Source organism: Subtercola boreus (assembly GCF_006716115.1).
In the GTDB taxonomy this organism is placed as follows: Bacteria; Actinomycetota; Actinomycetes; order Actinomycetales; family Microbacteriaceae; genus Subtercola; species Subtercola boreus.
In genome coordinates this window covers 3,190,924-3,209,204 of sequence record NZ_VFOO01000001.1, presented here as the reverse complement: position 1 = coordinate 3,209,204, position 18,281 = coordinate 3,190,924, and the positions used below count along the sequence as shown (strand labels likewise).

General features: G+C 67.3%; 21 protein-coding genes. 5 read left to right on the top strand and 16 right to left on the bottom strand.

Features of this window, described 5'->3' with window-relative positions:
* Positions 1–2 precede the first annotated feature (2 nt).
* Complete coding sequence (locus tag FB464_RS14920) at positions 3–1,235, bottom strand: MFS transporter (RefSeq protein WP_116416342.1); 1,233 nt, start codon at positions 1,233–1,235, stop codon at positions 3–5.
* Positions 1,236–1,372: 137 nt separating this feature from the next.
* Between FB464_RS14920 and FB464_RS19890 the strand changes: the two genes are divergently transcribed.
* Together FB464_RS19890 and FB464_RS14915 are read left to right on the top strand one after the other, a co-directional pair.
* Entirely contained in the window at positions 1,373–1,906 is a 534-nt protein-coding gene (locus FB464_RS19890) for an SRPBCC family protein (RefSeq protein WP_170152020.1), read from the top strand.
* Positions 1,903–2,547, top strand: a complete 645-nt coding sequence (locus tag FB464_RS14915; RefSeq protein WP_170152021.1) for a dienelactone hydrolase family protein — start codon at positions 1,903–1,905, stop codon at positions 2,545–2,547. The genes FB464_RS19890 and FB464_RS14915 overlap by 4 nt, the downstream gene beginning before the upstream one ends.
* A gap of 9 nt (positions 2,548–2,556) precedes the next feature.
* Here FB464_RS14915 and FB464_RS14910 read toward each other — a convergent pair whose 3' ends face one another.
* Complete coding sequence (locus tag FB464_RS14910; RefSeq protein ID WP_116416344.1) at positions 2,557–3,075, bottom strand: DinB family protein; 519 nt, start codon at positions 3,073–3,075, stop codon at positions 2,557–2,559.
* A 109-nt stretch (positions 3,076–3,184) separates the two neighbouring features.
* On the opposite strand from FB464_RS14910, the gene FB464_RS14905 reads away from it, so the two are divergent.
* Together FB464_RS14905 and FB464_RS14900 are read left to right on the top strand one after the other, a co-directional pair.
* On the top strand, positions 3,185–3,496 hold the full coding sequence (locus FB464_RS14905; RefSeq protein WP_116416345.1) for a DUF2470 domain-containing protein: 312 nt from the start codon (positions 3,185–3,187) through the stop codon (positions 3,494–3,496).
* A gap of 29 nt (positions 3,497–3,525) precedes the next feature.
* Positions 3,526–4,179: a biliverdin-producing heme oxygenase gene (locus FB464_RS14900; RefSeq protein ID WP_116416346.1), complete on the top strand. Its 654-nt coding sequence runs from the start codon at positions 3,526–3,528 to the stop codon at positions 4,177–4,179.
* 52 nt (positions 4,180–4,231) lie between these two features.
* Here FB464_RS14900 and FB464_RS14895 read toward each other — a convergent pair whose 3' ends face one another.
* The 6 genes from FB464_RS14895 to rpmB form a co-directional block, all read right to left on the bottom strand.
* A complete protein-coding gene (locus FB464_RS14895; RefSeq protein ID WP_116416347.1) occupies positions 4,232–5,506 on the bottom strand; it encodes an ATP-dependent DNA helicase in 1,275 nt (424 codons plus the stop codon).
* Positions 5,503–7,452, bottom strand: coding sequence for a bifunctional copper resistance protein CopD/cytochrome c oxidase assembly protein (locus FB464_RS14890; RefSeq protein WP_116416348.1), 1,950 nt, complete (start codon positions 7,450–7,452; stop codon positions 5,503–5,505). The genes FB464_RS14895 and FB464_RS14890 overlap by 4 nt, the downstream gene beginning before the upstream one ends.
* A 175-nt stretch (positions 7,453–7,627) precedes the next feature.
* Positions 7,628–7,915, bottom strand: a complete 288-nt coding sequence (locus FB464_RS14885; protein ID WP_104245587.1) for an HU family DNA-binding protein — start codon at positions 7,913–7,915, stop codon at positions 7,628–7,630.
* A gap of 105 nt (positions 7,916–8,020) precedes the next feature.
* A complete protein-coding gene (gene rpsN, locus FB464_RS14880) occupies positions 8,021–8,326 on the bottom strand; it encodes a 30S ribosomal protein S14 (protein WP_116416349.1) in 306 nt (101 codons plus the stop codon).
* A gap of 3 nt (positions 8,327–8,329) precedes the next feature.
* A complete protein-coding gene (gene rpmG / locus FB464_RS14875; RefSeq protein ID WP_104245585.1) occupies positions 8,330–8,497 on the bottom strand; it encodes a 50S ribosomal protein L33 in 168 nt (55 codons plus the stop codon).
* Positions 8,497–8,733 carry a 50S ribosomal protein L28 gene (gene rpmB, locus FB464_RS14870; RefSeq protein WP_116281233.1) on the bottom strand — a complete coding sequence of 79 codons (237 nt, stop codon included), beginning with the start codon at positions 8,731–8,733 and terminating at the stop codon, positions 8,497–8,499. Before rpmB ends, rpmG begins: the two co-directional genes overlap by 1 nt.
* Positions 8,734–8,943: 210 nt before the next feature.
* Between rpmB and FB464_RS14865 the strand changes: the two genes are divergently transcribed.
* The gene (locus FB464_RS14865; protein WP_170152022.1) at positions 8,944–10,227 is read left to right on the top strand and encodes an ABC transporter permease; all 1,284 of its coding nucleotides are present in this window, start codon (positions 8,944–8,946) and stop codon (positions 10,225–10,227) included.
* On the opposite strand, the gene FB464_RS14860 is transcribed toward FB464_RS14865, so the two are convergent.
* From FB464_RS14860 to FB464_RS14825, 8 genes are all read right to left on the bottom strand, one after another.
* Entirely contained in the window at positions 10,194–10,583 is a 390-nt protein-coding gene (locus FB464_RS14860; protein WP_116416351.1) for a Fur family transcriptional regulator, read from the bottom strand. The genes FB464_RS14865 and FB464_RS14860 overlap by 34 nt on opposite strands.
* 49 nt (positions 10,584–10,632) lie before the next feature.
* Positions 10,633–11,523, bottom strand: a complete 891-nt coding sequence (locus FB464_RS14855) for a metal ABC transporter permease (protein WP_116416352.1) — start codon at positions 11,521–11,523, stop codon at positions 10,633–10,635.
* The gene (locus FB464_RS14850; RefSeq protein ID WP_116416353.1) at positions 11,520–12,416 is read right to left on the bottom strand and encodes a metal ABC transporter ATP-binding protein; all 897 of its coding nucleotides are present in this window, start codon (positions 12,414–12,416) and stop codon (positions 11,520–11,522) included. Before FB464_RS14850 ends, FB464_RS14855 begins: the two co-directional genes overlap by 4 nt.
* A gap of 10 nt (positions 12,417–12,426) precedes the next feature.
* Positions 12,427–13,371 (bottom strand): metal ABC transporter solute-binding protein, Zn/Mn family, encoded by a 945-nt coding sequence (locus FB464_RS14845; RefSeq protein WP_116416354.1) that lies wholly within the window; start codon positions 13,369–13,371, stop codon positions 12,427–12,429.
* 125 nt (positions 13,372–13,496) lie between these two features.
* On the bottom strand, positions 13,497–14,930 hold the full coding sequence (locus FB464_RS14840) for a dihydrolipoamide acetyltransferase family protein (protein WP_116416355.1): 1,434 nt from the start codon (positions 14,928–14,930) through the stop codon (positions 13,497–13,499).
* A 45-nt stretch (positions 14,931–14,975) separates the two neighbouring features.
* Complete coding sequence (locus FB464_RS14835) at positions 14,976–15,962, bottom strand: alpha-ketoacid dehydrogenase subunit beta (protein WP_116416356.1); 987 nt, start codon at positions 15,960–15,962, stop codon at positions 14,976–14,978.
* A complete protein-coding gene (locus FB464_RS14830) occupies positions 15,962–17,083 on the bottom strand; it encodes a thiamine pyrophosphate-dependent dehydrogenase E1 component subunit alpha (protein WP_116416357.1) in 1,122 nt (373 codons plus the stop codon). The genes FB464_RS14835 and FB464_RS14830 overlap by 1 nt, the downstream gene beginning before the upstream one ends.
* A 35-nt stretch (positions 17,084–17,118) precedes the next feature.
* Positions 17,119–18,225 carry a histidinol-phosphate transaminase gene (locus FB464_RS14825; RefSeq protein WP_116416358.1) on the bottom strand — a complete coding sequence of 369 codons (1,107 nt, stop codon included), beginning with the start codon at positions 18,223–18,225 and terminating at the stop codon, positions 17,119–17,121.
* Between the last annotated feature and the right edge of the window lie 56 nt (positions 18,226–18,281).

The window sequence follows — 18,281 nt, the reverse complement described above, 5'->3', positions numbered from 1 at the left end:
GCCTAGGGGCGGCGGCGCTCGACCAGGGCGCACAGCACGCCGAACACGCCCACCACGAGTGCAGCGCAGGCCGCGACCGTGAACGCGCTGAACGCCGTGCCGTGGTCGATCGCCGCGCCTGTCACCGCCCCGCCGAGCGTCACCCCGACCGAGAGTCCGATGGACGGCCAGGTCAGCGCTTCGGTGAGCCGGGCATCCTCGACCAGGCCGGCGATGAGCGAGGTGCCTGAGATGAGCACCGGCGTCGTGACGAGCCCGGCGATGAAGATAGCGCTCGCGATCGCCGCCGGCGTCTGCAACAACAGAAGACACGGCACGACGACCGCGTAGGCCACCGAGGCCGCGAGAACCCGGGTGGCCGGAGCCCACCGCGCGCTGAGCGGCCCGAAGGCGAACCCCGCCACGACACTGCCGAGGGCGAAGACCCCGAGGATCACCCCGGCCAGCCACGGCTGGCCCGCCTGCCGGGAGAGGCTGATCGCCCCCACATCGAACGAGGCGAAGACCACGCCGACACCGAGGTAGACGGGGAGCAACCCCAGCACTCCCGCGGGGAGACGGAAGCGCCGCCGGGGATGCGCCGCAGCTTCCGGCGGCGAGGCCCGCACCACGCGCGGCATGGTACTCCGCTGCAGCCACAGGGCCACTCCCCCGGCGACGGTCACGACGACTCCGGCCGCGAACCCGGACAGCGGGCCCGCCGTCGCGGCTATCAGCGTGACGGCCGGCGGTCCCACCACGAACACCAGCTCGTCGTTCACCGCTTCGAGGGCAAGCGACGTGTGGCGCTTCTCCCCCGTGTCGAGCACCCCGCGCCACCGCGCCCGCACCAGCGAACCCATGTCGAGGGAACCCGCTCCGAGTGCGAACGCAGAGACGAACCAACTCCACACCGGCGCGCCGAGCACGATCGTCAGGGCGAGAGCCGCGGCCGCGACCAGGGTGGCGGCGAGACTGAGCGGCAACACGACGGCCTGGCCCCGGGCATCCGCCGCCCGCGACCACAGCGGGCCCCCGACAGCGATGCCGAGCACGATGGTTCCGGCGACCGCACCGGCGAGTGTGAAGCTGCCCGTCTGGGCCGACACCAGCAGGATCGTCGCGATACCGCTCGTCGATCGGGCGAACCGTCCGAGCCAGCCGGCGAGCGTGAACCGCCAGGCCCCCGAGACGCCCAGAATGTCTGCATACGACCCGAAGATGCGGGTGCGACCGGGAATGCTCGCTGAGGACATCACCCTCGAACCTCACCGCCCTGCCCCGAAGGCAGGTGAGCCTGCCGGCCACTCGGAGCCACGCCACCAGCTTAGACGTCGGGGCCGGGAGCGGGCGAAGTAGAGTTGATCAACCGACAACGCCTGGTGGGAGTCTCATGGAGCGCGAAGAGCTGGTCATGTTCACGGTCGTGGGCGTGAGCTTCTCGCCGCCCGGCACTGCGTTCGACGTCGTCGTCCCGCGCGACGACAGCACCCTCTTCAAGGGTTACCTGAAGGTGCTTCCGGCCGTCGTCGACACGGTCGACTTCGAGGGCGGCGACTACGACCACCCGGGCGCGTCGCGCACCGTGAAGCTCTCCGACGGCGGGTCGTTCCGCGAAGAGATCGTGCGCTACGAGCGCCCGGGCGAGACGGCTCCGGATGCCCCGGGGCACTTCGACTACGACGTCACCCAGTTCACGGGCATCCTCAGCCGCATCGTCTCCGAGGGCATCGCCCGGTGGACCTATGCGCCGGGTTCGACGGGCCGCACCCACATCATGTGGACCTACGGTTACCGCCCGCTGCCCGGCCGACGGTTTCTCGTCAAGCGCATCATCGGCCCGCTCTGGATGCAGTACATGCGTCGTGGCATGGCCGCCGCCCTCACCGCCATCGCCGAGTCGCGCCCCTCGCCAGGCGCGTCGTGAGTGCCTTCGTCGACATCCCCTCCCCCGGCTGGCCGCTCACGTTCGGCGAGGCCGGCAACCCGTCGATCGTGATCATCCACGACCGTTTCGGCCGGCTGCCGTACCTCGAGTCGTATGCCACGGCACTCGCCAGCCGTGGCTTCTTCGTGGTCGTTCCCGACCTCTTCAACGGTCTCGCGACGATCGACGCCCCGAGCGCCGACGAGCTCCGCGACGCGATGGATCTGGGTTTCGCGCTGGCAACACTCGACGACGCCATCGCCCTGGGGCGGAACGGCACCTCGAAGGTCGGCATCATCGGGTTCGAGATCGGCGGCTGGCTCGCGCTCCAGGCCGCCCAGGCGGGGTCGGCGGATGCGGTCGTCTCCTACGCCGGCGGTCTCACCGAGAACGAGCCGGGCATCCTGCCGTGCCCGGTGCTGCTGAACTACTCCGACCTCGGCGACTGGGGCACCGGAACCGAGGCCGACCTGTTCGTCAGCAGGCTCAAGGAGATGGGCACCCCGGTGACGAGGCACACCTACGTCGGCACGAACGACATCTTCGCGAACGCGACCCTGGTCGAACGCCTCGACAAGAATGCCGCCGCCCTAGCTTTCGCGCGGTCGACGAACTTCCTGCAGGAGCAGCTGGTCGACTGAGACGGGCCGTCAGCCCTTCACGTCGTGGAGGTGGTGCACCGGGTCGTGGATGAAGTAGCAGGCGAGGCTCTCGACGGTGAACGCGGAACCGTCGCCCCGTCGGCCTGTGCGCTGCCGACTCCCGGCGGGCACGGCCTCGAAGGCGCGGGCAGCCTCGGCGGCGGCCTCGGTGAGCTCGCGCGCGACGGTCGCCGGATCCTGCTCGCTGTAGCGATCCTCGAGCGCCGTCGCGTCCTGGTCCCAGTTCGGGAAGGCCGGATCGTCCTCGGCCAGCATGAGTTCGAGCCGTGTGCGGAAGATCCGGAAGACGTCGCGCACGTGCGCCGCGTACTCGAGATCCGACCACGTCGATTCGTCCGGCCGCTCGCGCGCCTCCCTCCGCGCGAGCACGGCAGGCCAGGCCGCCGCGTTCGCCCGGATCAGGCCGGGTACGTCGTCGAACGCGATGGCGCCCGAGTCGAATCCGCATTCGGGGCACTCGCGTTCAAGCACCCAGGTCCAGTTCTTCGTGTCGGGAACGATAGCCATGCCGCCATCCTAGAAAGCCGCCGGGCGCCCCGCGTACCCGGTTCGAGCCAGCTCTCGACGACATCCTGCCAACCCGCACGAGCAACCGGTTTCCGCTACCGTTGCCCGCATGACTGCATTCGCTCCCGACGTCGTGGCCGCCATCCTCGCCCACATGAACGACGACCACCCCGAGGACAACCTCGTGATCGTGCGCGCCTTCGGTGCTCCGGATGCCGAGCGGGCCGCCATGATCGACCTCGACACGGTCGGGGGAACGTGGGCGGCGTGGCTGGTTCCCGAAGACGAGACGGTGCAGGTGGTCATCCCGTGGCCCTCCGGCACGATCGGGACGCGTGGGGAGATCCGGCGGGAGATCGTCGCCCTCCACGATGCTGCGAGCTCGGCGCTGGGTCTTCCTCCGCGTGACCACGTCGGGTAAGGTAAGGGCAACCTAACTCAGGAGTCGTCGTGACGAATGTGATCCCCTTCTCGCAGGCTCTCCGCGAGCGCACCTGGTCGGGCCACGGCGACAGCGAGGGTGCCGGTTTCATGACCGACCTCATGAGCGGCAAGGGCCACCGCGACGACTACATCGCGCTCGTCGCCCAGCACTACTTCATCTACGACGCCATCGAGGCGGCTGCCGAGCGGATGAAGAACGATCCCGTCGCCGCCGCCTTCCTCTCGCCGAAGCTGACCCGGCTGCCGGCGATCACCGAAGACCTCCGCTTTCTGATCGGCGACGACTGGGCCGGGCAGATCACGCCCCTGCCGACGACCGCCCGGTACGTGAACCGCATCAACGAGGTCGGGGCGACGTGGAGCGGCGGCTTCGTCGCCCACCACTACACGCGCTACCTCGGCGATCTCTCGGGCGGGCAGTTCATCCGCACCCTGATGCAACGCCAGTTCGGCTTCGAGACCAACGGGGTGGGTTTCTACCTCTTCGCAGACATCGCCCAGCCGCGCGAGTTCAAGGAGACGTACCGTGCACAGCTCGACGCTGTGGACTGGAGCGTCGAGGAGCGCGAACGTGTGATCGACGAGGTCATCAGAGCGTACGGGTACAACACCGACCTGTTCCGCGACCTCGCCCACGCCAAGGCGTCCGCCGCGGCCTGATCGCCGCCCGCGGGAGCTCCGCCCGCGAGAGCACCGCCCGGCTGTGTTCCGCTCAGCCGCGGCGCATGAAGCGCTGCACGTTGCTGTCGACGATGATGTCGGCCGGGCGGAGCGGTCTGGTGAGGTACAGCCCCTCCAGCGACGTCAACCTGCTGAGCGCCACATAGGTCTGGCCCGAGCTGAACACCCGGGAGCCGAGATCGACGATCGCCGAGTCGTAGGTCTTGCCCTGGGACTTGTGGATGGTGACGGCCCACGCGAGGCGCAAGGGGAACTGCGTGAACTCCCCCACGACGTCTTTCGTCAGCTCCTTGCTCGTTGCCGAGTAGGAGTACTTGTACTTCTCCCAGCTGACGGGCTCGACCTCGTGCACCTCCCCGTCCACCTCGACCCAGACGGAGCCTGCGATCTTGGTCACCGTGCCGACCGTACCGTTCACCCAGCGCTGGTCGGAGTCGTTCCGCAGGAACATCACCCGGGCGCCGGCCTTCAACTCGAGGCTCTCGTCGGCCGGGAAGGTACGGCCCGCGAAGTCGCCGGAGACCTCGGCCCGCGCCGTCTTCACCGGACCCTTCAACCGCTTGAGCGCCTCGGCGTTGATGCGGTTGACCGAATCGTTGCGCGTCGCGAGGGTGATGGTGCCGTCGTCCGGTGGCGTGCGGGCGCCTGCACCGTTCAGAACGTCGGCGATCTCCTTCGTCACCATGCCGTGCCGCACCGCGTTCAGCATGAACTTGAAGTCGTCGTCGCTCTGGCGATGGATCTCCGTCAGCTCGACGATGTTGAGCTGGGTCTCGCTCCAGACCTTCGCGTCGAAGAACCACATCGAGGCGTAGTGGTCGGAGAAGTAGGCCCGCTCGTCGGAATCGCCCGGCACCGGCGCGAGCTGGTAGGGATCGCCGAACAGCACGACCTGTACACCGCCGAAGGCCTCGAGCGGACGCTGCCTGGCCTGCCTGAGGCTGCGGTCGATCGCATCCATCAGGTCGGCATTCACCATCGACACCTCGTCGATGACCAGGGTGTCGATCGTGTTGAGCAGTTTTCGCACTTCGGCGTTCTGCTCGATGTCGTGGTCGGCGATCACCCCGATCGGCAGGCGGAACAGGGAGTGGATGGTCTGGCCGCCCACGTTGAGGGCGGCGACGCCGGTCGGCGCCGAGATCACCAGTTGCTTCTCGGTGTTCCACGAGAGGTGGTTGAGCAGCGTGGACTTGCCCGTTCCCGCCCGCCCCGTCACGAACACGTGCTTCTTCGTACCCTCGATGAGCTCGAAGACCTTCTGCTGCTCGGCCGAGAGCGTCTTCGCGCCGACCGGGCCGCTCACCGTCTCGTACCCAATCGCTCCAACATGCGGTTGTACTCGGTCAGCTCGGCGTCGTTCGTGCGGTCAGCGTTCCGGTCGAGCCGCTTCGTCTCCTTCGTGTCGCTCCGCCCCCACTGGATCGCGACCACGATGGCGAGAATCAGTGTCGGGATCTCGCCGATGCTCCACGCGATGCCGCCTCCGGCCTGTTGGTCGGCGATGGCGCTCAGCCCCCACGGCCGACCCATCGAGCCGTACCAGTCGGCCAGGAGCAGTCCCGAGCCCGTCATCAGCGTGAGGCCGAAGAAGGCGTGGAACGCCATTGTGGCGAGGAGCAGCAGCAGCCGGAACGGGTACGGCAGCTTGTACGGCACCGGGTCCACGCCGATGAGCGCCTGGGCGAAGAGGTAGCCGACGATCAGGAAATGCACGATCATCCACTCGTGCCCGAGGTGATCGGTCGTCGCCCAGCGGAAGAGCGGGGTGTAGTAGAAGGTGAGGAGGCTGGTGGCGAAGAGGGCCGCGGCCACGATGGGGTTGGCCAGGAACGTGCCGATCTTCGAGTGCACCGCGAGCAGGATCCACTCGCGGCCGCCCCGCGTACCATCCGTGCGCTTGTGAATGGCGCGGAGCGCGAGCGTCACAGGGCCCGCCGACACCAGCAGGATCGGGATCATCATGGCGAGGATCATGTGCCCCAGCATGTGGATGCTGAAGAGGTACTTCTCGTAGACGTTCATGAACCCGTTGGTGACGAAGAGCAGCATCAGCATGCCGAGCACCCAGAGGATGGTGCGGTGCAGCGGCCACGAGTCTCCCCGCCGTTTCAGACGGACGACGCCGGCGATGTAGAAGAAGATGCCGAACCCGCAGATCAGGATCCAGAGCAGGTCGAAGTTCCACGCGGAGAGGAAGTTGCCGTAGGTCAGCTCGACCGGCAACGGGGAACCCGTCAGGATCTGGGCGGGGGTGGCCTCGGGGGGAACGGTCTCCGGAACGGGCGTCGCAGTGCGCGCCAGGGCAACGGCCACCCCCGAAGCGACACCCATGAACACCAGCTCCGCCGCAACCACCTTCCAGAAGGTGCGCCGGCCCGCGCCGTCGGCGAGGCGTCGGATGAGCATCCGGCGATACATCGCACCGATGAGGCCGAGTACGATCAGCGCCGCCACTTTGATGAGCACCAGCACGCCGTAGGGGGTTAGCAGCCTGTCGAGTGAACCGACCCGAAGCTCGGCGCTCACATAGCCGGAGGCGGCGACCGCGATGAAGCAGACCAGAGCCACGCTGGAGTACCGGGTGACGACGTCGACGAGACGGGCGTTGTCGAGCTGCTTCGAGAGCAGGGCGAGCACCACCAGGCCGCCCAGCCAGACCGCCGCGAAGAGGATGTGGATGAACAGGGCGGTCACCGCCGCGTCATGCCCGTCGGCTCCCGCGGCATGGCCCTGCTGCGCCATCGGCAGCAGCGTGACGACCGCAAGAACCGCCACGAACACCAGGGCGGTCAGGTTCCGCACAGCGAAGCAGAGCACCGTGACAGCCGCAGCGAGCAAGGTGGTCACGAGCCAGGCCTGGCCGAGAGGCACCGACACCAGGAACTGCCCGAGGATCTCCCCGAACTTCGAGTCGAGGCTCGCCGACGACGACGTCACGTTGAGGAAGCTCAGGAAGCCGGTGGCGGCGGCCGTCACGGTCAGCAGGGCCGCACCTGCCGCCGCAACGTCGAGGGCCCGGTTGAACTCGGGCCTGTCGGAGCGCAGGGCGAAGAGCGCCAAAACGAGCGCGCCGATGGTGAGGGCCGAGCTCAGGTTGACGAGCATGGTGGCGATCGGCAGGCCGAAGCGCACCAGGGGGCCCGGGTCGGAGAGCAGGAGGGCGGTCGCGCCTCCCCCGTACTCGAGACCGACGATGAGCGCGACGAAGGCCACCCCGACCAGGGCGGCCGGGCCGGCGACACGGATCATTTTCGGCACCCGTCAACCCTACGTCAGCACGGCTGGGAACCCCGCCGCGCCGGGGATTGTGGAGAACTCTCTCACAGCTGGCGACTGTGGAGGAGTAGCCACCCTCGACACGCGCCCCTGCAACGAAAAAGGGACCCCGGTGCGAACCGGGATCCCTCAGTCGTTGTGGAACGAACTACTTGACGGCTGCCTTCAGCTTGCTGCCGGCGCTGATCTTGACCGAGTTGCCTGCGGCGATCTCGATGGCCTCACCCGTCTGCGGGTTGCGACCGGTACGAGCGGCACGCGAGGTGCGCTCGACGGCGATCCAGCCCGGGATCGTGACCTTGACGCCGTTCGACACCGAGTCGGCGAGGGTTGCGAACAGGGAGTCGAGCACCTCGTTGACGGCGGTCTGCGTCTGGCCTGACGATGCGGCGACTGCAGCGACGAGCTCGGTCTTGTTCAGTGACTTGTCAGCCATTTAGTGTCCTCCTCGGACCATCCTGCTGCTGAAGCAGCAATTCGTGTGGATCTCATGAAACTGTCATGCGGGTGCGCCGCTTCGGAAGCGACGCGCGAGGGTAACCTACCAGCTTGACTTCGTGATGCCCGGCAATTCGCCCCGGTGAGCCATTTCACGGAAGCGGACGCGGGAGATCCCGAAGTTCGAGAGGTGGCCACGGGGGCGACCGTCGACAGCGTCGCGGTTGCGCACGCGCACCGGCGAAGCATCGCGGGGAAGCTTCTGCAGGCCCACGCGAGCCGCTTCGCGCGACTCGTCGGTTCCGTTGATGTCGACGAGGGCCTTCTTCAGTTCGAGGCGCTTGGTTGCCCAGCGTGCGACGATGACCTTGCGCTGCTCGTTCTTAGCGATCTTGCTTGTCTTAGCCATGTGTTACCGCTCCTCTCTGAAGTCGACGTGCTTGCGGATGACCGGGTCGTACTTCTTCAGCACGAGGCGGTCGGGGTTGTTGCGGCGGTTCTTGCGGGTCACGTAGGTGTACCCGGTGCCGGCGGTCGAGCGGAGCTTGATGATCGGGCGTACGTCTTGTGCTTTTGCCATTAGATCTTCACCCCACGAGCCAGGATTTCTTTGACGACCGACTCGATACCGCGGGCATCAATGACCTTGATGCCTTTGGCCGAGAGGGTCAGGTTCACGTTGCGCTTCAGCGAAGGAACGTAGTAGGTCTTCTTCTGCACATTCGGGTCGAAACGACGCTTAGTGCGTCGGTGCGAGTGCGAGATTGCGTGTCCGAAGCCGGGAACGGCTCCAGTCACCTGGCACACTGCGGCCATGGTTTTCCTCCAATTACCGTAGAGCGGATGCTCTACCCAAGTTTTCTTGTCGGCATGCGTCGCCTGCGAATTCTCGCGGTGCGCACACGAAGGCGGACGGAGATACCGTCGACCAGCGACCAACACTAGCATCCCCCTCGCGTACTCTGGTAATCGAGATGGGAAGCGAGTTGTGACCAGATGGCGACACCCGGCGTGAACACCCCCGGCGTGGCAACGCCCCTGAAGCCCGAGGTCAACGCCTACCGGCGCTGGTACTCCACGCTGCACCCGTCGCTCCAGCTGATCGGGCTGCAACTGTGGCTGCCGCTGTTCTTCATCGTCGCCTTCTGCCTCTGTTACGTCGCAGCTTTCCACGCTCCGCATCCGCACGACGTTCCCGTCGGAATCGTCGGTTCCGCCCAGCAGTTCGAGTCCGACCTCGACCGCACCGCGCCGGGCGTCGTCTCCGTCGAGAGCCTGGCGACGGTCGACGAGGCGAGGGCTGCCGTGCTCTCGGGCCGCGTCGCGGTGGCGTTCGAGCCCGCGACATCCACCATCTACAAGGCGAGCGCGCACCAGTACCAGGTCGCGGCACTGCTCCCGGTGATCATCACTCCCGCCCTGCAGTCCGAGAACATCACTCCGACGACGGTCGACCTGGCCCCCCTCCCGCCGTACGACGAGTACGGCACGGTGTCGATGTACCTGATGCTCGCCTGGTGCATCGGCGGCTACATGGTCGCCATGTTCATCGGCCTGATGGGAGCACCGCTCAGGCACCGGTCCCGGATGGCCGTGATCGTCGTCGGCGGAGCGCTGATCTCGCTCATCACCAACGTGCTCGCCGGCCCCGTGGTGGGCGCTGTCGACGGGCACTTCGGCGCACTCTTCCTCATCGCGTGGGGCTGGATCGTCGCGGTCGGCCTCGCCGTCAACGGCCTCAGTTACTTTGCCGGGCGATTCATCGCTGTGCCTGCGATGGTCATCTTCGTCTTCCTCTCGATGCCGTCGTCGGGGGCTGCGTACCCGTCCTGGTTCATGCCCGAACCGTTCGCCTGGCTGAACAACGTGGTGGTCGGCAGCGGGATCACCGAGATGCTGAAGCGGGAGCTCTACGGGGTGGGACCGGGGTTCGCCCGCGGATTCATCATGATGGCGGGCTACGCCGTCGTCGGCCTGGTGCTCATGTTCGTGGGAAAGCCCTACCTCGAGTGGCGGCGAGTGCGCCGGGTGATCTCCGGCCGCACGACCATGTTCGCCGATGCGAACACGGCGAACCGCGAGTTCCTGACCCGCGAGCGCGACGAGATCCTGTCACGCCACGGGCTGCTGACCACCGACACCGGAACGATCCACACGATCCCGGTCGACCAGCGTGAAGGTCTCGACGAGCCGACCGCCCCGGGAATGTTCTTCGGCACTCCGGGCGGGCTGGAAGCGGATGTCGAAGCCGACGACCAGCCGAAGGGGAGGCCGGCTCAGCCGACCGCCGGCACGCACGCCGAACAGTAACCGAAGACATCCACCACATGCTCGGCCTGCGAGAAGCCGTGCAGGGCCGCCACGTTCTTCGCCCACTGCTCGACGTCGTCGGCCTCGATCTCGACGGCGAGACCGCAGCCGCGGCAGATCAGATGGTGGTGGTGGCCGGTCGAGCACGCCCGGTAGAGGCTCTCGCCCTCCGGGGACTGCAGCGAGTCGGCCTCGCCCTCCGTCGCGAGGTCTCCGAGGGCCCGGTACACGGTCGCGAGCCCGATCTGCGAGCCGGTTCCCTTGAGGTTCGAGTGCAGGTCCTGGGCACTGACGAAGCCCATCTGGGTGCCCAGGGCGCTGCGGACGGCTTCCCGTTGCCAGGTGTTCCGCTTCATCGGGGTTCCTCTCCTGCACAGAGCCGTGCGTCGTCAGTTCTCCACAATTTTAGCTCCGGGCCGGCAGGAGATCGGCTGTGCGGCCACTATTGCCACGACGCTTCCGAACCGCAGCGATGAGGCGGCAGACCACGTAGATCAGAAAGGAGATCGTGGTCACGTAGGGGCTGATCGGCACCGACCCGCCGAGCGCGAGCATGATGCCACCGACCAGCGAGACCACGGCGAACACCGAGCTGAGCAGCGGCACCAGCACCGGTGACGACGACAGCCGGAGCGCCGCGGCAGCGGGCGTCACGAGGATCGACAACACCAGCAGCGAACCGACCACCTGCACGGAGACGGCCACTGCCAAGCCGAGGAGCAGCATGAAGTACAACGAGAGGAAGCGCGTGGGAACGCCTCGCGCGGATGCCACGTCGACATCGACGCTGGCGAACATGAGGGGCCGCCAGACCACGGCGAGGCCGATGACGACCACGATCGAGATCGCGATCAGCGACCCGAGCCGGGGGTTGTCGACGGCGACGATCTGGCCCGTGAGCAGGCCGAACTTGTTCGCCGAGCGGCCCGGGTACAGGGCGAGGCAGAGAATACCGAGGCCGAGGCCGAACGGCATGAGCACCGCGATGATCGAGTTGCGGTCCCTGGCGCGCGTGCCGAGCAGGCCGATCAGAGCCGCGGCGACGAGGGATCCGATCAGTGAACCTTCGACGACACCGACCCCGAACAGCAGGCCCGCGGATGCTCCCGCGAACGAGAGCTCACTGATGCCGTGCACGGCGAACGCCATGTCCCGCGACATCACGAAGACGCCGATCAGGCCTCCGACGACACCGAGCACAGCGCCCGCGATGATGGAGTTCTGCAGCAGCACCAGCAGGTCGCCGTAGTTCGCGAAGTTGAAGATCTGCGACCAGAAGTCGCTGTCGGCCGTCATCGTTCTGCCTGTCGGTCCGCGGCGGGCGGTGCATCGTGGTGGGCGGTGTCGCCCGCGGCATCCGGATGCCCGTGGCTGCCGTCGGGCGTTCCGACGACGATCACCCGGCCGCGCGTACGGATCACGTCGACCGGTGACCCGTAGAGCGAGGAGAGAACAGACGACTGCAGCACCTCGTCGGGCGTGCCGATCCGGAAGCGCCCGTTCGCGAGGTAGAGCACACGATCGACCATGTCGAGAATGGGATTGATGTCATGGGTCACGAAGAGAACGCCCAGATCGCGCGCGCGTCGCTGCGCGTCGATCAGCTCGCTCACCGTGCGCTGGTAGTTCAGGTCGAGCGAGAGCAGGGGCTCGTCGCAGAGCAACAACCTCGGATCGCCGGCTAGGGCCTGCCCCACCCGCAGGCGCTGCTGCTCCCCGCCCGAGAGGGAGGAGATCGGAGCGTCGGCGTAGCGCGTCGCCCCGACGGACTCGAGCAGGTCCGCCACGTGGCGGCGACGGGCCGCGGAGGGCAGGGGCACACCGAAGCGGTGACCGCTGATGCCGAGCCCGACGAGATCGCGGGCCCGGAGCGGTGTGCCGTCGTCTGCGAGCTTCTGCTGGGGGATGTACCCGATACGGCGGTTGCCCCGCCGGAGTGGGGCCCCGAGGAACGTGGCCGTTCCCCCGGTCAGGCGCTGTTGCCCGAGGATCACCTTGAGCAGGCTCGTCTTGCCCGAGCCGTTCGCGCCGATGACGGCGATGAACTCCCCGGCGGAGACCGTGAGGTCGAGACCGCTCCAGAGCGTGCGGCTGCCAAAGCCCAGCGTCGCGTCGCGGAGCGCCAACACCGGACCGGCCGACGCTTTCTGGGCGCCAGCCGGTGCACTGCGGGGATCAGGCGAAGTCATCTACCGAAGATTACTGCGAAAGGGCGGTTTTCAAAGCTTGCAGGTTGCCCGTCATCCAGTCGAGGTAGCTCTCACCCGAGCCGAGCGTCTCGGTCACCGGAACCACGGGAACGTTCCCCGCCTTCGCCGCCGCGAGCACGGCCTCGGTCTGCGGGCCGCTGGTCTGCTCGTTGTAGACGAGCACGCTCACCTGGCCACTGCTGAAGAGCGCGAGAGTCGAGGCCAGAACGTCGGGCGCGACATCCGTGCCGCCCTCGATCGCTTCGCTGAACTCGGTCGGGGTCTGGTCGACGAGGCCGACCGCGTCCAGCAGGTAGAGCGGTACGGGTTCGGTGATCGCCGCACCCTCGCCCTGGAAGGTCGACTTCAGTTCTGCTTCTGTGGCGATGAGGGCGTCGATCTTCGTGTTGTAGGCCGCGGCGTTCGCGGTGAAGGTGGAGGCTTCGGCCGGGTCGATGCGAGAGAACGAGGTCGCGAGCTGGTCGACGACCTTCTTCACGGTCGGGAAGTCGTACCAGAGGTGCTCGTTGAAGGCTCCGGTGCTGGGGTTCAGATCGTAACCCGACACGGTGGAGGCGTTCACCACGGTCGCTCCGGTGTTCTTCGAACTGGAGAGCATGGTGTCGACGAAGTCGTCGTACCCGCCACCGTTCTCCACGACGACCGATGCCTTCGAGAGCGCCAGCTGGTTCTGCGCATCGGCTTCGTACTCGTGCGGGTCCTTCGACGGGTCGTCGATGATCGAGGTCACCGTGACCAGGTCTCCCCCGACCTCTGCGGCGATCTCGCCCCAGACGTCGGTGGAGGCGACGACGGCGATCGGCCCGGAGGCGGCAGCACCGCTCGAGCCGGCCGAGGTCGCCGATGACCCGGAGGAGCAACCAGCGAGCGCCACCGATGCGAGAACGGCCGCAGCGACGGCAGCGAGGCGACGGGAAGAGGGGAAGGTGCGCATGGGCGAACGAGTCAATCTAGACGAGGGGATGCACCGCTGTTCGGGCACGTTCCGATGCTAGAGCTTATTGATAATGATTGTCAAAAGCGATAGCGGGGTGATGCTGGCAGCCCGCCGGCGGTTCGTCAGTCGAGCAGCAGCGCCGGTTCCTCGACGATCGCCGCAACATCCGCGAGGAAACGGCTTGCCACATCCCCGTCGACGACACGGTGGTCGAAGCTCGCCCCGAGGGTCGTGACGAATCGAGGGCGCACCTCACCGTCGACGACCCACGGCTTCTGCTTGATCGTGCCGAGGGCGACGATCGCGACTTCGCCGGGGTTGAGGATCGGGGTTCCCGTGTCCATGCCGAACACGCCGATGTTCGTGATCGTGATCGTGCCGTTGGCCATGTCGCTCGGACTCGTGCGGCCCTCGCGCGCTGTCAGTGTGAGGTTCTCGAGTGCTGTGGCAAGCTCGAGGAGCGTCATCGACTGCGCCTCCTTGACGTTCGGTACGAGCAGGCCCCGGGGGGTCGCGGCCGCGATACCGAGGTTCACGTAGTTGCGCACAATGATCTCTTTGTCGGTCCAGGCCGAGTTGACCATCGGGTTGCGGCGCACCGCCCAGATGATCGCCTTGGCGAGGATGAGCAGCGGCGACACGCGCACTCCGGCGAAGTCGGCCGAGTCCTTCAGCCGCTTGACGAACTCCATCGTGCGCGAGGCATCGACATCGACGAAGAGGCCGACGTGCGGCGCTGTGAAGGCGCTCGAGACCATGGCGCGCGCGATCTGCTTGCGCACGCCCTTCACGGGAATGCGCTCCTCCCGTTCGTCCGCCCACTGCGGCGTCTCGATGTTGTGGAAGACCTTCGCCTGCGAGGCGTGCCTGATCACGTCGTCGCGGGTGATGTCACCGATCAGGCCGGAGGGCGTGACCTCGTTCAGGTTCACGTCGAGGTCTTTGGCGAGCTTCCGGATCGGCGGCTTGGCGATCACCGGCAGGCCCGTCACAGCAGGGGAGGAGATCCCGACGGGTCGGGTGGCCACGGGCGCGGGGCTGGTGGGAGCAACGGTACGGGGCAGGGCTGCCGCCGGGGGAGCAGCGACCGGAGGGGGAGTCGGCGCACTCACGGCCGGGGCAGTCCCGCGGGGCCTCCGCCTGCTCGTGACCTGGCCCTTCGTTCCGTAGCCGACGAGCACTGCGCCGGCGGCCTCCTCCGGCGGGGCAGCCGCAGCCGGTGGTGCTGCCGCTGCCGCTGGAGCTGCTGCAGCCGGCTGCGTCTCGGCCGCGACCTGCGGGGGCGCTGCCGCCTGCTGGGGCGCTGCGCCCGAGGGGGCACCGGTCACCCGGATGATCGGGGTGCCGACCTCGACGGTCATCCCTTCGCTCACCATGAGCTCACCGACGACACCTTCGAACGGGGACGGCAGTTCGACCAGCGACTTGGCCGTCTCGATCTCGACGATGACCTGGTTGACCTGGATGGTGTCACCGGCCGCCACGCGCCAGGAGACGATCTCCGCCTCGGTCAGGCCTTCGCCCACATCGGGCAGCCTGAACAGTGAATCAGTCACGGGAACTCCTGGGATCGGCGGGTGGGGATTGTCAGCGGGTGGGCGTCAGAACGACAGCGCCCTGTCGACCGCCTCGAGCACGCGGTCGGCGTCGGGAAGGTAGAACGACTCGATCTTCGACGGCGGGTAGGGAGTGTCGAAGCCCGACACCCGGAGCACGGGGGACTCGAGCGAGTAGAACGCCCGTTCGGCGACCGTGGCGGCGATCTCGGAGCCGACGCTCGCGAACCCTGTCGCCTCCTGGCAGACCACGAGCCGGCCCGTCTTCTCGACCGAAGCGATGATCGGAGCGTAGTCGACCGGGCTGAGCGAGCGGAGGTCGAGTACCTCGATGCTGATGCCCTCGTCGGCTGCCACCTGCGCAGCCTGGAGCAGGTTCGCCACCATGGCCCCGTGACCGATGACGGTCACGTCGGTTCCGGTGCGCACCACGCGGGTCGAATGGAGTGCCGCCGCACTCAGGTTGAAGTCGACGGGTCCCTTCGGCCAGTACCGGCTCTTCGGTTCGAAGAAGAGGATCGGGTCATTCGAGGCAATGGCCTCCTGGATCATCCAGTAGCCGTCATTCGGGGTGCTCGGGCTCACGACCCGGAGTCCCGCGGTGTGTGCGAAGTACGCCTCCGGGCTTTCTTGGTGATGCTCGATGGCGCCGATGTGCCCGCCGTAGGGCACCCGGATGACGACGGGCATCGGAACGGCGCCTGCCGTCCGTGCCGTCATCTTCGCCAGCTGGCTCGTGATCTGGTCGAAGGCCGGGTAGATGAAGCCGTCGAACTGGATCTCGCAGACCGGGCGGTATCCGCGCATCGCAAGGCCGATGGCCGTACCGACGATGCCGGACTCCGCCAGGGGCGTATCGATGACGCGCTGCGTGCCGAACTCGGCCTGCAACCCTTCCGTCACCCGGAAGACGCCGCCGAGCTTGCCGATGTCCTCGCCCATCAGCAGCACACGGTCATCCGCTCTGAGTGCGGCGCGGAGCCCGGCGTTCAGGGCTTTCGCCAGGGGGAGTTCTTCTGCCACCGCGGCCATCAGGCACCTTCCACGAGCGAGGATTCGTAGGCTTCGAGCCACGCCTTCTGTTCGTCCATCAGCGGATGCGGTTCCGAGTAGGCGTGGTCGAAGATGGCCGACAGGGCGGGAGCCCCGAGTTCGAGCGTGCGGCGTCGGAGGTCGGCAGAGAAGTCCTCGGCTTCGGCCTGGACGTCGGCAAAGAACGCATCGTCGGCACCCTGCCCGCGCAGGTAGGTGGCGAACCGGATGATCGGGTCGCGCGCCACCCAGTGGGCGAGCTGCTCGGGGGTCTGGTACCGGGTCGGGTCGTCAGAGGTCGTGTGCGCACCGATCCGGTAGGTGAGCGCCTCGACCAGCTGGGGGCCACCACCGGCGCGGGCATCGTCGAGGTGCTTCCGCGAGGTCGCGTAGCTGGCGAGCACGTCGTTGCCGTCGACCTGGACGCTCGGGATGCCGAACCCCTGTGCGCGAAGGTACAACGGGGTGCGTGACTGCGTCGTGACGGGCACAGAGATCGCCCAGTGGTTGTTCTGCAGGAAGAAGACCTGCGGGTTCTGGCCGCTCGCCGAGAAGACGAAGGCCTCACTCACATCGCCCTGGCTCGTGGCGCCGTCGCCGAAATATGCCATCACGGCTATATCCCGTTCAGCGTCACCGGTGGCGTAGGCACCATCGAACTTGACGCCGGTGGCGTAGCCCGTGGCGTGCAGTGCCTGCGAGCCGATGACCAGGCAGTAGTTGCGGAAGTTGCCGTTCGCCGGGTCGGTCGCATCCCAGCCACCCATGCTGACGCCGCGCATGACCTTCACGACGTCGACGATGTCGATACCGCGCACCAGCGCCACGGCGTGCTCGCGATAGCTCGGGAAGATCACGTCCTGCGGTCGAGCAGCGCGGGCGGAACCCACCTGCGCGGCCTCCTGCCCGTGGCTCGGCGGCCACAGGCCCATCTGGCCCTGGCGCTGGAGGTTCGTGCACTCCTCATCGAAACGGCGGGTGACGGCCATGTCCCGGTAGAACTGCCGATGATCCTGTTCGGTCAACTCCTCGAGGTACGGCAGATACTCTTCCGCGGCTTCATTCGGGGCGAAAACGCCTTCGACCGAGAGGAACTGTACAGCTGGCGGGACTTCTGCCACGTGGCTTACCTCGTGCTTCTGTAGTGGGGCCAGCTTCACAGTATCGGCTGGGTGGCGGGCCGGTTTGAGAGGAATTCCACAATCTCCTGCGTGGAAGTCAGGACTTTCTCCACAGATTCCGACTCCCCGATGGAAATACGGATCCCCTCCGGGTGGAAGGGCCGGGCCATGATCCCGTTGGCGAGGAGGATCTCCGCGGCGGCCTCGGTGTGCTCACCGGTCGCCAGCCACACGAAGTTGCCCTGGGGTTCGGGAACGGACCAGCCCTGCGCCAGGAGGCCGTTCCAGATCGTGGTGCGGAGTGTGGCGATGTGCTCGACCCTCTCGAGCAGTTCCGCCTCCTGGTCGAGGGACGCCATCGCCGCAAGCTGGGCGTGGTGGGTGACGGAGAGCGGGATGCTCGCGCTCCGCGCGGCATCGATGACCGCCACCGGTCCGACACCGTAGCCGATGCGGAGCCCCGCGAGCCCGTACGCCTTGGAGAAGGTGCGGAGCACCACCAGGTTCGGGTAGCGCGCCAGCAGCGGCATACCACGGACGGCATTGGGGTCGGTCACGAATTCCGCATATGCCTCATCGAGAATGACCAGCAGGTCATCCGGAACCAGGGCCATGAATTCAGCGAACTCGGTCTCCGTGACGATCGTGCTCGTCGGGTTGTTCGGCGTGCAGACGATGATCAGCCGGGTTCGGCCGGTGATCGCACGGGCCATCGCGGGCAGGTCATGCCCGTGGTCGGGCCGGTTCGGCACCTTCACGCTGGTCGCGCCGCTCATCACCGGCAGCAGGGGGTAGGCCTCGAACGACCGCCACGAGTAGAGCACCTCGTCGCCCGCCCCAGCGGCTGCGATGACGAGCTGCGCGAGCACCGCCACCGACCCGGCGCCGACGATCACCTGTTCCGGGGCGACACCGTGACGCTCGGCCAGCCGCTCCGAGAGCTCGGGTGCGTGCCCGTTCGGGTAGCGGTGAAGCACCGCCGCGGCATCCTGAGCGGCCTTCAACACACCGTCGAGCGGCGGGAACGGATTCTCGTTGGACGACAGTTTGAAGCCACCTTCGACCGTCTTCCCCTGGCGGTAGGCCGGAAGGGCGACGATCTCCGGGCGCAGCTTCACGGGGGAAGTGTCGGGTACATCCATTCCGCCAGTTTATTGGGTACGCCGCTTCGAAGCTCCCCTTCCCCCCAACGGGGCAT